The sequence below is a fragment of the Kutzneria viridogrisea DSM 43870 genome (assembly GCF_000525635.1).
Taxonomy (GTDB): Bacteria; Actinomycetota; Actinomycetes; order Mycobacteriales; family Pseudonocardiaceae; genus Kutzneria; species Kutzneria viridogrisea.
This window is the reverse complement of the sequence record NZ_CP007155.1, coordinates 1,229,648-1,244,296: the sequence shown is the minus strand read 5'-3', so window position 1 is coordinate 1,244,296 and position 14,649 is coordinate 1,229,648. Positions and strand designations below refer to the sequence as shown.

Sequence of the window (14,649 nt, the reverse complement as noted above, 5' to 3'; positions counted from 1 at the left end):
CATGCCGGACAGCACCTGAACCGGGAAGGTGACCCAAGGTATCAGGGCAGGTTCGCGCGGTCGAGTTCCTCGCGCAACGCTCGTTTGGGCCGGTGTGCGTCGCGCAGTGCGGCGAGATGTGACCGGAAGTCATCCGGCCGGTCACAGCGGGCGAACAGCACGCCGGCTTCGGTCAGCAGGCCGGCGGCCGTCTTGTAGGAATTCCGGTTCTTGTGGCCGATCGCTTGGTCGGCGGCGGCCAACAGGACCGGGATCGCGTCGGCAGGATGGGTCACGGCGCGCTCCCTGGCCACCCGCAGCCACAGCTCATCCCGGCAGCCACCGTCCACCGCCGCCTGCCACGCGGCCTGCGCATCCCCCTCCCACAACAGCACCTCGACCAGCACCGACCGCCCCGCCGGGCGGGCGTACGGCACCGGTGTGAACCTCGCCGACGCGGCTGGCTCCTCCCGCAACGTCGCGACCGCCCGGTCACGCCAGGCCGGGAACTGCTCGGCCATCGCGTTGTGCAACGCGATGTAGTTCTCCAGCACCGGGTGATCGGCGAAGTTCGCCCACAGCAGCTCTCCCGCCTCCGCACGACGACCGGCGCGCAGGTGGCAGTCGGCGGCCAGCGACCGTAGTCGCGAGTCGGGCGGGAACTCCGCCATGCCCCGCCCCAACCAGTCCAGGGCCTCGTCGTCGCGGCCGTCGGCACACAGCCGCTCGGCGATCCGCAGCACGTCGTAACCGCTGGACACGTCCCTGGCCAGCACCTCAATCAGCGCGTCGGCACCACCGGAACACTCGGCCAACTGTTCCATCAGGTAAGTGACGACGAACCGGCGAGTGCTGTAGTCATTCCGTTTCTTGGGTGGCAGGTCGTTCCATGCTTGCTCGACCAACTCCCGGTAGCGCGCCATGCCCGCAGGCCCCAGCACCAGCTCGTAGTCCGGCAACGCGGTCAGGAACACCTCGTAGTCACTGGCCAGCGCGCGCTCCACCAGTCGTTCCGCCAGCGAAACCGGATCGGGCTCACCGGCCGAGCAGGCGTCCAGGTGGATCTCCTCGGCCCGGCCGATGGCCTCACGCAGGCCCCCGTCGGAGTCGTCGACCCGGTCGGCCGCTTCCTCCAGCAACCCCAGCGCGTACTCGGCCAGTGTCACGGCGACATCCGGAAAACCGGCATCAACCAGCTCAGCCACCGCGTCCAGCGCTTCGCCGACACCCTGGAAATACGAATACGCCTCCCCGTACTCCACGAAGTAGCCGATCTCGATCGCCCCTTCGAGACGTTCCCGCAGCGCCCGGTCGTCGTAGGCGTCATGGACGTCTGCGCCCGCGGCGACGTCGAGCCGGGCACGCAGCAGCGGATCCGCCCGAGCCACGGCCAGCAACTGCTCCACCAGCCACGTCGGATCCTTGCCCAGCAGGAACTCCCGCAGCCGCTCGTCGGTGACCGGCTGCGGGCGGGGCTCGCCGACCTCGCCCCCTTCTTCCAGCCAGGCCAGCGCCGTCGCGACACAGTGCTTGCAGAACACGCCCTCGGCCCCATAGGGACAGCTGCACCGCCCGTCCAGCCCGGTCGAGGTGATCTCCAGCCGCACCCGGTAGACGCTGGTCCCGTCCACGATCGAGGTGACCGTCGTCCCGGCGACAGTGAGCCGACGCACCCGACCAGCCTTGAAATACGCCTGCCCCCGCTCGAAGGACCGCGCATCGGCTCGCCGCCGCACTGACCGCTCACTCACCTCGACCACCGCCACGGGCACCCATGGTGCCAGCACCTCCCGGTTCGGTCCGCCCTATCCTGTGACACATCGTGGAAAATGTCCCGAACCTGTCACCCGCACTGGCCCCGTCGTGGCGTGACCCCGCCGGGTTGATCCAGGTGGATCAGTTCACGGGGTCCGGTCATACAAGCTGCAGGCGCAGCGTGTCGGCAGGGAGTGGTTGTTTGTGCCCACGCCGATGCCAAGCACTGGCGCGCCGACCTCCGTCACGGCGGTCTCGGCCGATTTCGTTCCGACCAGTGAGCGCTGACATGCGTCGATGCCGACTGCTGGCAGGCCGAGCGGCCTGCGCCCATCTGGGCCGCTCTGGCGGCGGGACCAAGCAGGATCAACTTCGCGTCCGGTTGAGCCCTAGCTAGGCCGCAGCGGCAACAACCCGGGTCACGTCGATAGACGTCCCGGCGAGCCCGTTGAATGAGTCAGCGGGCCAGCGGGAGATTCCTCACCGAAGAATGCCCGACTGGGTGACGTAGGCCTGGAGCAAAATCCAGCCCCTGTTTCGCGGTAATCCTGACCCCTGCTCCAGATTTGCTCCAGCACGTTCAGTGTGCAGGACCGACATCCAGCCACACATGCCTTGCGGCCCGGCGGCGGGGGATCAGCCGTGTCGTGGTGAGCAGTTGTCTCTCGGGCCCGAAGCGGCGGTGGAGGGCCGGTTCACTGGTGCGCGGGTGTTTGCGGACGAGCGGGGCGATGCCGGGGTGAGGCGGTGCTGAGCCACGCTCACGCGCACCACCGGTCTCCTGTGGAGCCCTTGCCGGCAGAGCGGGTTTCCCACTGTCGCCTGGGCGCAGGACAGTACCGCCCCGCTGGGCGGCGTGATCCGGAAGTGTTGCCGGCCCCGCGGCGTGTATGCCTGCTCGGCGGCCTCGAAGTGCTCCCGCAACTCGGTGCAGTTGCCGTAGACCTCGTCCCCGCAGTGGAAATCGGGCCGGATCCCGTCTGTTCGGCAGCGGCCGCGTCGTGTCCGGCGTCCGGTCCAGGACATGCTCGGCAACGGTCCATCCGTTCCGCTTCGGCATCCCGCTCGTCACCGCCCGAGCGTACTTACGGGCCTGCACGAACGGCTCGATCCGCCGAAAACACGAGCGCGGCCGTTCCAACGCCTCGCCCAGTTTCCGCCCCGCCAGCCGAGCACCCATCCCGGCCACCCTTCGTCGAACCACACCGCCAGTCACACATCCCCGCAGGTCACAACCCGAATGACCGCCGCCATAGTAGGAAGTTCTCAAACTCGAACCCAGCCAAAAAGTCGCTGGTAAGCACCACGCACTCGATGTTACCGAATGGTAACATATTGTCGACGTATCGAAACCCGCATACGTGCTGGCAACACCGCACTGCCTTGACTGGAAGGCATGACCTACAGCGAACCGGCGCGAACAGCGGACTGCCGCACCCGATCGCTGGCGTCTTCGCCGCACCCTGTCGTCCCAACGACGGAAATTACGGTTTATGGATGCGAGCAGGACGAGGCTGTCTTGTTCCGACGGATGGCGCCTCGCTTTGGCGTAATGCCAACCATGACAGAGGCCGCAGTGTCCGAGGTCAATGTGGAACTGGCTTCCGGAAACCGGTGCATCAGTGTCGGCCACAAGACTCGAATCATGAACTCCACCCTTCTTGCACTGAGCCAAGTCGGCGTAAAATACATCTCAACGAGAAGTATTGGATACAATCATCTCGATGTGGCGTATGCGAAGAGTGTCGGCATTTTCGTCGAAAATGTCATCTATTCGCCCGACAGTGTTGCCGACTACACCCTGATGTTGATGCTGATGGCGCTACGGCACGCAAAGTCCGTCATCCGCCGCGCGGAGGTTCATGACTACAGACTGAACGAGGTGCGCGGGAGGGAACTACGCGACCTGACCGTCGGGGTCATCGGAACGGGACGCATCGGCGCCGCGGTCATGGACAGACTGCGAGGCTTTGGCTGCAGAATAATAGCCAATGACGTTTTCCCCACAACTCGCGCCGATTACGTTCCTCTCGTCGAGTTGCTGCGACGGAGTGACATTGTGACGCTTCATACACCGCTTAACGCGGATACGCACCATCTCCTCGATCGCCAACATATCGAGCAGATGAAGCACGGTGCGTTCGTCGTCAACACCGGACGCGGTTCGCTTGTCGATACCGAGGCCCTCGTTCGAGCCCTGGAAAGCGGCAAATTGGGCGGCGCGGCGTTGGACGTCCTCGAAGGAGAGGAAGGGATATTCTACGCCGACCGCAGAAGCGAACCCATCGAAAGCAAATCGTTGTTGCGGCTACACGAGCTGTCGAATGTGTTCATCAGTCCGCACACCGCCTACTACACGGACCGCGCCCTGAGTGACACGGTCGAAAATTCTATTACCAACTGCCTGAAATTTGAAAGCAGGAGTCAGCGTGGATAGGCCGAAAATCGGGATCGTGTTCGGAGGTTGTTCCGAGGAACATCCTGTCTCCGTCAAATCCGCGCAAGAGGTCGCAAAATACCTCGATACCGAAAAGTACGAGCCGTTCTGGATCGGTATCACGAACAGCGGTGCGTGGAAGCTTTGCGACAGCCCCGACACGAACTGGGAAAACGGCAGCAGCCGCCCGGCCGTTCTGTCACCTGACCGAAGCGTACAGGGACTGCTGGTCCTGGAGGAGGGGAAATACGAAACGATCCCCCTGGACCTGGTATTGCCCGTTCTGCACGGCAAACTCGGTGAAGACGGTGCGATACAGGGACTGTTGGAACTCTCCGGCATCCCGTACGCGGGCTGCGGTGTCCAAAGTTCTGCCCTGTGCATGGACAAATCCCTCACGTACCTCGTCACCAGCAGCGCGGGAATCGCTACGCCGAACTTCTGGATCGTCACGGCGGACGAGGACATTGATCCCGACCAGCTCACCTATCCCGTCTTTGTCAAGCCGGCCCGTTCGGGTTCGTCTTTCGGCGTCAGCAAGGTGTCTCGCAAGGAAGAACTCTCGCGCGCGCTGGAGACCGCAAGACAGTACGACTCGAAGGTGTTGATTGAAGAGGCTGTCGTCGGCAGCGAGGTCGGATGCGCCGTACTGGGGAACGGTCAGGATTTGATCGCAGGCGAGGTGGATCAGATCTCGCTGTCTCACGGCTTTTTCAAAATCCACCAGGAGAGCGACCCTGAAAGCGGTTCCGAAAACTCGACAATAGTCGTTCCCGCAGACATTTCGACAGAGTCGCGCGCGCTCGTTCAGGAGACAGCGAAGGCCGTATACCGCGTCCTGGGATGTAGCGGGCTGTCGCGGGTGGACATGTTCCTCAAGGAAGACGGCCAAGTGGTGCTCAACGAGGTCAACACATTGCCTGGTATGACCTCCTACAGCCGCTATCCGAGAATGATGACCGCCGCGGGACTGCCGTTTGCCGAAGTGATCGACCGGATCGTGTCGTTGGCATTGGCAGGGAAATGACGATGAGAGATGATTTCGTCCTTGTTGACGAGGTTGTATCCGGAATACGTTGGGATGCCAAGTACGCCACCTGGGATAATTTCACCGGCAAACCGGTGGACGGGTATGTGGTAAACCGAATTGTTGGCACGAGGGCTTTGTGTGCGGCCCTGGAACGAGCGCGGGAAGAGGCCGCAGCCCTTGGCTTCGGCCTGCTTCTTTGGGATGGTTACCGTCCGCAACGCGCCGTAGATTGTTTTCTACGCTGGTCGCAACAACCGGAGGATGGCCGGACGAAGCTTCGGCACTACCCGAACATCGACAGGGCCGAGATGTTCGAACAAGGATACGTGGCGGCCAGGTCGGGTCACAGTCGGGGCAGCACCGTCGACTTGACGCTCTACCACCTGGCCACCGGTGAACTCGTTCCCATGGGTGGCGACCATGATCTGATGGATTCGGTCTCACACCATGGCGCGCGAGGAATCAGTCAGGTTGAAGCGAGAAACCGTCAACACCTCTGTTCTGTCATGGCGGCCAGCGGTTTCGATTCATACGACTACGAGTGGTGGCATTACACACTGAAGGAAGAACCTTACCCGGACACCTATTTCGATTTTCCAGTCGCGTAGTCGAGTCGGTTGAGGAAATTGCAAAGCGTTGAGTTGTCAACAGGGGAAGGCATGCAGATACGATCAGCACACTCCGCCGACGCCGCGGTCACCTCGACCAAACAAGGAGTTCATCCCAGTTCCTCCGCGATCTCAACGACACCAACCGTCATGAAGATCAGTTTGCTGGGCGTCTGGGGGCGGATGTGACGGCACCGCGTGTCGTTGTCGCCGGCGGCCATTCGGCCGGGCACATCGAGCCCACGATGAACTTCGCCGACGCGCTGCGCAGGCTGGAGCCCACGGCCGAGATCACCGCCCTCGGCACCGTCCGTGGCCTGGACACCACGCTCATCCCGGCCCGCGGCTACCCGCTCGAACTCATCCCGCCGGTGCCGCTGCCGCGCACACTGAGCCGGGCCCTGCTGCGGACACCGGGCAGGCTGCACCATTCGGTGCTGGCCGCCGCGGCGGTGCTCGACCGCGTGCGGGCCGAGGTCGTGGTGGGCTTCGGCGGCTACGTGGCCATGCCGGCCTACCTCGCCGCCCGCAAGCAAGGCCTGCCGATCGTCATCCACGAGGCGAACGCCCGGCCCGGGGTGGCCAACCGGCTGGCGGCCAGGATGACGACGCACGTGTTCACCGCCTCGCCGAATGTCCGGCTGGCTCACGCCACCGCTATCGGGATCCCGCTGCGGCCGGCGATCGCCGGGCTCGACCGACCCGCGCTGCGCGACGCGGCCCGGCAGCGGTTCGGCCTGCGACCCGGCGGGCCGGTACTGATGGTCACCGGTGGTTCGCAGGGCGCCAAGGCGATCAACGCCGCGGTGTCCGGCGCCGCCTCGGCGTTGCGGGCGAACGGTGTGCAGGTGCTGCACATCACCGGGCCTGGCCACGTGGTCGAGGTGCCGGACGGCGACCCCGCCGACCCGCCCTACGTCGTCATCCCCTACGTCGACCAGATGCAGTACGCCTACGCCGCGGCCGACTTCGCGATCTGCCGCTCGGGGGCGATGACGTGCGCCGAACTGGCCGCTGTCGGCCTGCCGGCCGCGTACGTCCCGCTGCCGCTGCGCGGCGGTGAGCAGCGGCTGAACGCCGAGCCGGTCGTCGCGACCGGCGGGGCGCTGCTCGTCGACGACGCCGACCTCGACCCGGCCTGGATCGAGACCACCCTGATCCCGGTGCTCACCGATCCCGAGCGGATCGCGGCGATGTCGGGCCGCGCGTCGGCGGCCGGCGCAGCTGACGCAGACGTCGTCCTGGCCCGGCACGTGCTCACCGCGGTCGCCGAGCGACGCGGGTTCGCCTCATGACGGCGCGGCGGGTAGTCGCACCGTGACACGCAACCCCCCTGCGGGGCAGGGCGTGAGGGCGAGTGTTCCGTCGTGTGCTTGGGCGATCCTTTTGACGATCGCGAGGCCAAGGCCGACACCCGCGTGGTCACCACGTACGCGTCCGGTGCCGCGCTGGAACGGTTCGGTGAGTGTCGAGACCAGCTGTGGTGAGAGCTTCGGGCCGGTGTTTTCGACGGCCAACTCGACCGCCCCAGAGCGGATGGCGGTGTTGACCCGCACGGTGCCGTGTTCGGGGAGATTGTGGACGATGGCGTTGTGCACAAGGTTCGTGGTCATCTGCAACAGGAGCGCGTGTGAGCCGCTGGTGGGGGTGATGTCGCCGGAGGTCTCGATGGTGAGGCCGTGCTTTTCGGCGAGGGGCAGGAGCGTCTCAGCGGCCTCTTCCGCGATGAGGGACAGGTCGACGTGTTCTCGGGTGAATCGCTGGTCGGCGCGACTGAGCAGGAGCAACGCTTCGGTGAGGTCGATCGCCCGGGTGTTGACGAAGCCGAGGCGCTTGACGAGTTCGCCGGTGTCGGAGCCTGGATCGTTGCGGGCGACGTCCAGGAGAGCTTGAGTGATCGCCAGCGGAGTGCGCAGTTCGTGGGAGGCGTTGGCGGCGAATCTCTGCTGTTCGGAGACGTGCGCTTCGAGTTGCGCGAGCATGGTGTCGAAGGCGTCGGCGAGTTCGCGGAACTCGTCGTTGCGGCCCGGTAGCCGGATCCGGTGGGAGAGCGACCCGTTCGAGGCCAGGCGGGTCGCCTCCGTGATGCGAGTCAGCGGTGCGAGCATGCGGCCGGAAAGGATCCACCCTCCCACGAGACCGAACACCAGCAGGAACGCGAGCACCCCGGCGCCCGCCAGGCCGAAGGCTCGCTGTGTTGCGGAGCGACCTGGAGCGAACGCCCCGCCGATGCCGGATCTCATGTCTTCGATCAGCGGGTGCTGGAAGAACGTTTGCAGGACCGCCCACAGGGCGAGCAGCAAGGCACCGGCGAGCATGAGGAACCCGGCGTAGCTGAGGGTGAGTTTGAGGCGGACGCTCAAACCAGGCGGTCTAGTCACGGGCCCCTCCCGCACCGCCGGTGCCGGCCGCTGGGTCGATGCGGTAGCCGACGCCGGCCACAGTGGCGATGATCCAGGGTTGGCCGAGCCGTTTGCGCAGTGCCGAGACAGTTATGCGCACGGCGTTGGTGAACGGGTCGGCGTTCTCATCCCATGCTCGCGCCAAGAGTTCTTCGGCGCTGATGACACCTCCTTCGGCGGCGACGAGGACTTCGAGCACCGCGAACTGTTTCCTGGTCAGCGCGACGTACCGGCCGTCGCGGTAGACCTCGCGGCGGAACGGATCCACACGCAGACCGGCGATCTCCCGTACAGGGGGCCTGCTGTGCGCGCGCCTGCGGTCGAGTGCTCTGAGGCGGAGCACGAGCTCTTGCAGTTCGAACGGCTTGGTGAGGTAGTCGTCGGCGCCGAGCTCGAACCCGGTGGCCTTGTCGTCGAGACGATCGGCGGCGGTCAGCATGAGGATCGGCATACCGCTGCCGGAGGCGACGATGCGTTTGGCGATCTCGTCACCGGAGGGGCCGGGAATGTCGCGGTCGAGGACGGCGATGTCGTATGCGTTGATGCCCAACAGCTCCAGAGCGGTGTCGCCGTCATCGGCGATGTCGGCCGCGATCGCTTCCAGGCGCAGCCCATCGCGGATAGCGGCTGCCATGTAGGGCTCGTCCTCGACGACCAACACACGCATGCCCCCGATGCTACGGACCGGCGCATATCGTCGGCATACCGAAAACCGACTACGGGCTGGCAACACCACGCTGCCTTGACTGGAGGCATGCGCTCCAGCGAATCGGCCGTCCGGCACTCCCTTGGCAAGGCACATGGCGCTGTCCCCGTCCCCGTGTCGGTCTTCGATGACCAGACTCCGGCCGTGGCCAACCTCGAGCCCGATCTGCTCGGTGCCCTGCGCCGAGCCGCGACTGATGCCGCGGACGACGGGATCGAGTTCTTCGTCAATGGTGGCTGGCGTTCCCGGGAATACCAGGAACAACTACGCCGTGAGGCGGTCTCGAAGTACGGCTCAGAACAGGAAGCCGCCCGATGGGTGGCCACTCCCGACACGTCCGCTCACGTGTCGGGGGACGCGGTCGACATCGGGCCCTCCGATGCCACGGCCTGGCTGTCCAAGCACGGCGCCAGGTACGGGCTATGCCAGATCTACCGCAACGAACCCTGGCACTACGAACTGCGCCCCGACGCCGTCGAGCACGGCTGCCCGCCGATGTACGCCGACCCCTCGCAGGACCCGAGGATGCGGCGATAGACCAGCACGCTCAGCGTACATAATGTAGATAGCCCGCCCGACCAGCGGAAAGCGCTCGATCAGACGGACTCAAACAAAGAGTGGGCCTAACGCATCAGCATACGAACCGCTCGGTGCTGGTCGAAGGCCCTAAGATCACGATCCGCCCGGTGGGCCCCCGTCGCCTGACAGCGGGTGGTCCCCGATGAGCCGCGACACGATCATCGCCGAGCTGAGCGCGCTGCAGGCCGACGGGCTGTCCTGCGTGGTGTGCGGAGCTGACTACCTCCGCGTCCGGGTTCCGCATGTGCCGGTGGGCCGGCGGTAACCGGCTCGTAGGTGTTCGCCTGCGTCGGCTTCTGTGCGGATAATGCGCGGTACACGGCACGAGGTGTGCTGCGGTGAACGCCACGGCAACCTCGACTCGGCAGGACCGCGCGCTGGGGGTGCAGTGCGCCTGCACCGCGCTGGTCGCCCTCGACGCGGCATACGCCTCATATCGACACGGGCGGGAGTTGCGCTGCGGTTCGGCGCGGACGAGGCCACCGCGGCGATCTGGCCACTGATCGTCGACGGGCTGTTGACCACGGCCACGGTGGAGCTGTGGAAAACCGGCCACGGCCGCCGCGCCGACGGCCAGTGGGCGGCGTGGCTCGCCTTCGTCTTCGGGATCTGCTTGTCGCTGTGCGCGAACGTGGCGGCGGCCCCGGAGCTGAGCGTGTTCGCCGTGGCGGTCGCGGCGTGCCCGCCGCTGGCGCTGCTGCTGGCGGTCGAGTTGCTCAACCGCGCGCTCAAGCGGCACCGCGCCGAGACCCTGAGCGAGACCAGCACCGAGACCGGCGAGACAGGGGAAACCGATGGCCAGACTGAGCAGGTGGTGCGTCTCGCTGGCGTCCCGGACGGGTCTCGCTCGCTGGACGAGCCGACCGCGGAGCAGCGGATGTGGGCCTATTACGTGACCGAACGGTCCAATGGCCGCACGCCGACCGGCGCGGAGTTGGACCGGATCGCGGGTACCAACAACTACGGCCGTCGAGTGCTGCGACGGTGGCTACAGGCCGGGCATCTTCCAATTGCCGCCGTCGGCAAGCCCACGCGGGCGGCCAACTGTCGGACGACCTGTCCAGAGCTGTGAGCTCACACCACTGGACAGACGGGTGGCGTTGTCGGATCCAGTCCCAGCGTACGAATCAGTTCTACGGCGTCGAGGATTGGTTGTACCAGTGCACGACGAGGTACTTGCTGCGCGAGGTCGAAGTCACGAGCATGGGCGAGCGCTGATAGCGAGAGGCGTCGATCGAGGCGGTACTGTCGCCACAACACCAGTCCGCGCTTGTCCCGCTCCACTCGGTAAAGATCTGGTTTGCGCCAAACCAGCAGTGCCCAGCGTCCTTTGCTGTTGCTGGCCCACGCTGCGACGGTGTTGCCTCTGGCCACAGCCGCGATGGCATCGAGGGCTGCAACGACCGGGTTGCCAAAATCGCCAGTCACATGCAGAACGTGGGGACTGTCTGCATGTGCCTCCCTGCCTTTTTCACGAAGAGCCAGTACCGCGTCCGCCATCGGATCGGCCTGCACGATCTCATCGGCAAGCGCCAGAACGGATTCGGTGTCAACCAGTCCTCCGAATCGCGTCGTCAGCCTGGTCGCGTACTCGGCGACCAGTTCGGGTTCCGCAGCAGGCAGGAGATGCGCGACCGACTCGACTGACTCCTGGTACCGCACCGCTTCACCAGTCTGCTCGTGCCGCGGCGCATGCATCCGCAACAGCGCCAGGCCGACGGCGACCAGGCTGCCCGTCTGCGCTTCGACCTCGGCCGGCGGAGCCTCACTGCGTCCCAGTACGGTCAGCGTCTTCGCAACGAGGGGAAACCACTCGAGCTCATCGGATCGCCAGGCTCCCATGGCTGTGATCGTGAGCAGCAGGCGAGTGGCGAGCAGCCGCTCGATGGGACCGAGACTGCCGACGATTTCGACAAGTTCCTTCGCCCAGCGACGAAGTCGTCGTAGTGTGGCGGTTCCCAGGCATCCGGGATCTTCCTGAAGCTGCTCGTTCTCGGCGTGATCCGCGGTCTGCTCTACAAGATCCTCAGCGCTGTCCTCATCGAGGCCGGATTCCTCGTCGTTGCCAGAGAGGTTCTCCGACCACACAGCCTTGGAGTCAGGAACACTTGCTTCCTTGTCGAGGTGGTGCCCCAATGCAAAATTGACCAACGGCAGTCCGAGACGGTCACTGCATCTGTCCACGTAGGAGCGCCAGGTCTCGGCTTCTCCTGCAGTTTCGGAAGAGGGACGGCCGGACGTGCGCGCCGCAGAGCCCACTCGTGATGGATTGGTGACCAGGCCAGCACGCAGGCTGACGAGATCCGCGATGAATTGTTCGAGCAGGGCGTTGTCCGCGAGAAGCTCGTTCGGCTTGGTCGTGCGCTCCTGCGTCCGGACATGGGCGGGTCGTTGTGCGGCCTTCTGCGGATCAACGACGAAGACAACCGCGCTCGCAACCCGCGCACCTTCGTCGTCGACAGTAGCGAGCCTGCACCTGCTGCCCGCCGCGATGTTGCCGTAAACCACCAGCTCCAGCACCCCTGTTGGCACGTCGACCGCTTCAACCCAGTCATCCGGCGACAGGTGCGCCGGCGACAGCTCCAGCACGCCCGGCGCTCGCAGGGACCGGACGAGCTCGACGCGAGCTCCTCCGTCGATCAGGGTTGCGCCGAGAAGCGCTGGTCCCTCGCGCCGCGTCGCACGCATTGTGAACCGCTGAGACGCCACCACGGTAGGAGGAGCAAAGCGCCCTTCCGGCATCTTCGATTGCGGCACTTCGGAAAGCACCGCCAGCTCGCAGTTTCCGCCTGTGGCGGGTGTTCTGCACAACGCCGCAGAGGACAGGTTCGCGCTGCCGGTGAGCGTGAACGTCCTGCCGCTGGTCGTCCACTCGACCAGCTTCCCATGCCGGTACCTGGCCTCGTCATCAACAATCAGCTCGCCGTTGTTGTCATGCAGTATCCGCGACAACGCGGGGCCGTCGAGGACAGTCTTTTCGGGTTGAAAGGCGACCTTCAGGTTCGCCGGTGCCAACCGCGCGATGAGCGCCGTGAGCGCGACAGCGCCTGGGTCGTGGAAGGGCGCGAACACGCGCAGTTCATCGACTGGTCCTTCGGGAATCTGGTCCAGCAACGGACTCTCGAGGTTGTCCAGTACCAGCGGACTGTCCGAGGAGGGGAAGATCTCGAGTTGAGATGCGGCTGCTGACAGAGCATCCGCGACCCCGGCCGACAATCTCACGTGCCCTGGGAGGTCGCGCATCCAATGGGAAACCTGCGAGATCGCCTTTGGTGAGCCCTCGGGCGTGCCGTGAAACACGGTCCACAGTTCGGCGTTGTTCTGCCATCCCGCGAGAGTGATATTGCCCGAGACCACGGCCGCGAGGCATCTCTGCTGCCCCACCAGGACAACCAGTTTCGGATGGAATGCGCCTGGGCACTGCGCCAGCCCTGCCAGATAGGTGCGGCCGGCTTGCCGGACCGCGCGGGGGTCGGGCCAGCTCATCTCGGCATCTCCGACGACGGTGACGCGGGCGCCGGAGGCTCGGAGCGGTCCCAGTGCCATGGCCTCGAAGAAGCCGAGGTCGAGGGTGAAGCCGAGGAAGAGCGCGTGCTCGAGTTGTCGATCTCCGTGAGCTTCCTCGGCGAGAAGCCAGGTCAACGGTGACGCGACGCCGAACTCCTGCGGATCGTCGTGCTCAGGCAAGCAACTCCCTCCCCAGAGTCGTCACGGTGCATACGCCGTCTTCCCACGCGAGCACCCCGGCGCCAGCCAGCACGTTGCCCAGCCTGTCGAGCCGCATGTTCACGTCGCCGCGTCCCTCCTCGCCCACCCGGTAGAGCCAGCCGTCCTCCAGCACGCGCAGCCGCGCCGGGAACCACAGGGTGCCGTCGGCACGACGCCGGGCCTTCGCCAGGGCTACTCGCTCACTACGCGCTATCAAGATCTTGGTCAGTCTGACGGCGAAATCCCTGGCGGACGTCGAACGAGCATCGGCGAGCAGCGCCGCGAACCAGGCGGGCGTGAGCTCCTGATCCCGACGACCCGCGAACACGTCAAGTGAGTCACCGGTCAGCTCGTCAACCCTGCGCGCCCCGACGGCCAGGATCGCCAGGTCCCGGTCTGGCGCGTCGTAGCCGTTCCACAGCTGTCGCTCGGCATCGGCCGGCTGTCCCGAGGGCAGGGTGTTGCCTGGCAGGCTGTCCAGGAAGGAGCTGAGTGGGCCAGGGGGCAGACGGTCGGCGAACGCGCTGGCGACATCGGAGATGTGCGTGAGTCCGGCTACTTCGTCGACCAGCCAAGCCCACAGGCGCCGCCACGCTCCCACTGTGTGGTTGCGCAGGACAAGACCGCGCCAGACCGCGGCAACAGGGTTGCGCGTGGTCTCCTCATCTTGTACGAGGAAGTCACCGAACGCGAGAACGTCGCCCACGTCCCGCGTCAGATGCGCAACCGGATGGGTGTCGATGATGCGCGCGATCAGTTGGATCGTGTCTTTCCGCGCCTGCGTCTGCTCCCGGTCTGGTGTGCGGGAGTCGCTGCCGGCAAGGAGTCGCGCCAGCCAACGCCCATCCGGCGCCCCAGCGGCCGAACACATACACAGGTGACCGTAGTCGGCCAGGTCGCTCAAGACGATCTCGTCTCGCCGGGCGATATCCACCAACTCGCCCATGCCCGATCGCAACACCTGTACGTCGCATGCTGGACCGGGACCACGCTTTTCGTTCAGCAGGCCCAAGATGAGCTCGGATCCGAAGTACGCGCCGGAGAAGCCCCAACTGGCCTGGACGTAGCCGCCCTTGCCTGCCACCGCGGCTTCCGGCATGGACAACGTTCTTGAGCGCAAGCGGCCCGCCAACGCATCAGTGCCGTGGGCACGCCCGAGACTGGTGTCCTTGCCATCGTGATGGACGAACGACACGGCTGCCAGCGCGACCTCCATCCGCCGCAACAGGTCCTGTGCCTGCCGGCGGTCGAGCTCACGCTCTTCGGCTTCCGCCGCCGCCAGCGTGTGCAGCGCGTAGTACCGCGCATGCGGCGTCACCGTGGTCACTCCCGGCACCAGGCGAGCCGCCAGGGCCATGACGTGCTGCTCGACGGCCATGGGGTACTTGCCCGCTCCGGTGCGCAGGCCTGACGCGGTCCAGGCCGGCCCTTCCACGGTCATGGGG

The 14,649-nt window shown here is 65.7% G+C and carries 11 protein-coding genes and 1 pseudogene; 7 read left to right on the top strand and 5 right to left on the bottom strand.

The window, feature by feature from the left end; genetic code table 11:
- Positions 1–41 precede the first annotated feature (41 nt).
- The gene (locus KALB_RS05805) at positions 42–1,730 is read right to left on the bottom strand and encodes an SWIM zinc finger family protein (RefSeq protein ID WP_158510716.1); all 1,689 of its coding nucleotides are present in this window, start codon (positions 1,728–1,730) and stop codon (positions 42–44) included.
- A gap of 1,400 nt (positions 1,731–3,130) precedes the next feature.
- Here KALB_RS05805 and vanH point away from each other — a divergent pair.
- From vanH to KALB_RS05790, 4 genes are all read left to right on the top strand, one after another.
- The gene (gene vanH, locus KALB_RS05800) at positions 3,131–4,171 is read left to right on the top strand and encodes a D-lactate dehydrogenase VanH (RefSeq protein ID WP_081789209.1); all 1,041 of its coding nucleotides are present in this window, start codon (positions 3,131–3,133) and stop codon (positions 4,169–4,171) included.
- Positions 4,164–5,198 carry a D-alanine--(R)-lactate ligase gene (gene vanA / locus KALB_RS05795; protein WP_030107855.1) on the top strand — a complete coding sequence of 345 codons (1,035 nt, stop codon included), beginning with the start codon at positions 4,164–4,166 and terminating at the stop codon, positions 5,196–5,198. The genes vanH and vanA overlap by 8 nt, the downstream gene beginning before the upstream one ends.
- A 2-nt stretch (positions 5,199–5,200) precedes the next feature.
- Positions 5,201–5,809 (top strand): D-Ala-D-Ala dipeptidase VanX, encoded by a 609-nt coding sequence (vanX, locus tag KALB_RS44790; protein WP_063750690.1) that lies wholly within the window; start codon positions 5,201–5,203, stop codon positions 5,807–5,809.
- A 185-nt stretch (positions 5,810–5,994) separates the two neighbouring features.
- Positions 5,995–7,104: a UDP-N-acetylglucosamine--N-acetylmuramyl-(pentapeptide) pyrophosphoryl-undecaprenol N-acetylglucosamine transferase gene (locus tag KALB_RS05790; protein WP_025354779.1), complete on the top strand. Its 1,110-nt coding sequence runs from the start codon at positions 5,995–5,997 to the stop codon at positions 7,102–7,104.
- Here KALB_RS05790 and KALB_RS05785 read toward each other — a convergent pair.
- A complete protein-coding gene (locus KALB_RS05785) occupies positions 7,099–8,190 on the bottom strand; it encodes a sensor histidine kinase (protein ID WP_025354778.1) in 1,092 nt (363 codons plus the stop codon). The genes KALB_RS05790 and KALB_RS05785 overlap by 6 nt on opposite strands.
- Entirely contained in the window at positions 8,183–8,878 is a 696-nt protein-coding gene (locus KALB_RS05780; protein WP_025354777.1) for a response regulator transcription factor, read from the bottom strand. The genes KALB_RS05785 and KALB_RS05780 overlap by 8 nt, the downstream gene beginning before the upstream one ends.
- A 183-nt stretch (positions 8,879–9,061) precedes the next feature.
- Between KALB_RS05780 and KALB_RS05775 the strand changes: the two genes are divergently transcribed.
- From KALB_RS05775 to KALB_RS05770, 3 genes and pseudogenes are all read left to right on the top strand, one after another.
- Positions 9,062–9,454 (top strand): M15 family metallopeptidase, encoded by a 393-nt coding sequence (locus KALB_RS05775; protein WP_236650182.1) that lies wholly within the window; start codon positions 9,062–9,064, stop codon positions 9,452–9,454.
- A 184-nt stretch (positions 9,455–9,638) separates the two neighbouring features.
- Positions 9,639–9,761 (top strand): hypothetical protein, encoded by a 123-nt coding sequence (locus KALB_RS49755; protein ID WP_268872237.1) that lies wholly within the window; start codon positions 9,639–9,641, stop codon positions 9,759–9,761.
- Positions 9,762–9,834: 73 nt separating this feature from the next.
- Positions 9,835–10,568: pseudogene (locus KALB_RS05770) on the top strand (DUF2637 domain-containing protein).
- Positions 10,569–10,570: 2 nt separating this feature from the next.
- On the opposite strand, the gene KALB_RS05765 reads toward KALB_RS05770, so the two are convergent.
- Entirely contained in the window at positions 10,571–13,183 is a 2,613-nt protein-coding gene (locus tag KALB_RS05765) for a phospholipase D-like domain-containing protein (protein ID WP_025354775.1), read from the bottom strand.
- Complete coding sequence (locus KALB_RS05760; RefSeq protein WP_025354774.1) at positions 13,176–14,645, bottom strand: hypothetical protein; 1,470 nt, start codon at positions 14,643–14,645, stop codon at positions 13,176–13,178. Before KALB_RS05760 ends, KALB_RS05765 begins: the two co-directional genes overlap by 8 nt.
- Between the last annotated feature and the right edge of the window lie 4 nt (positions 14,646–14,649).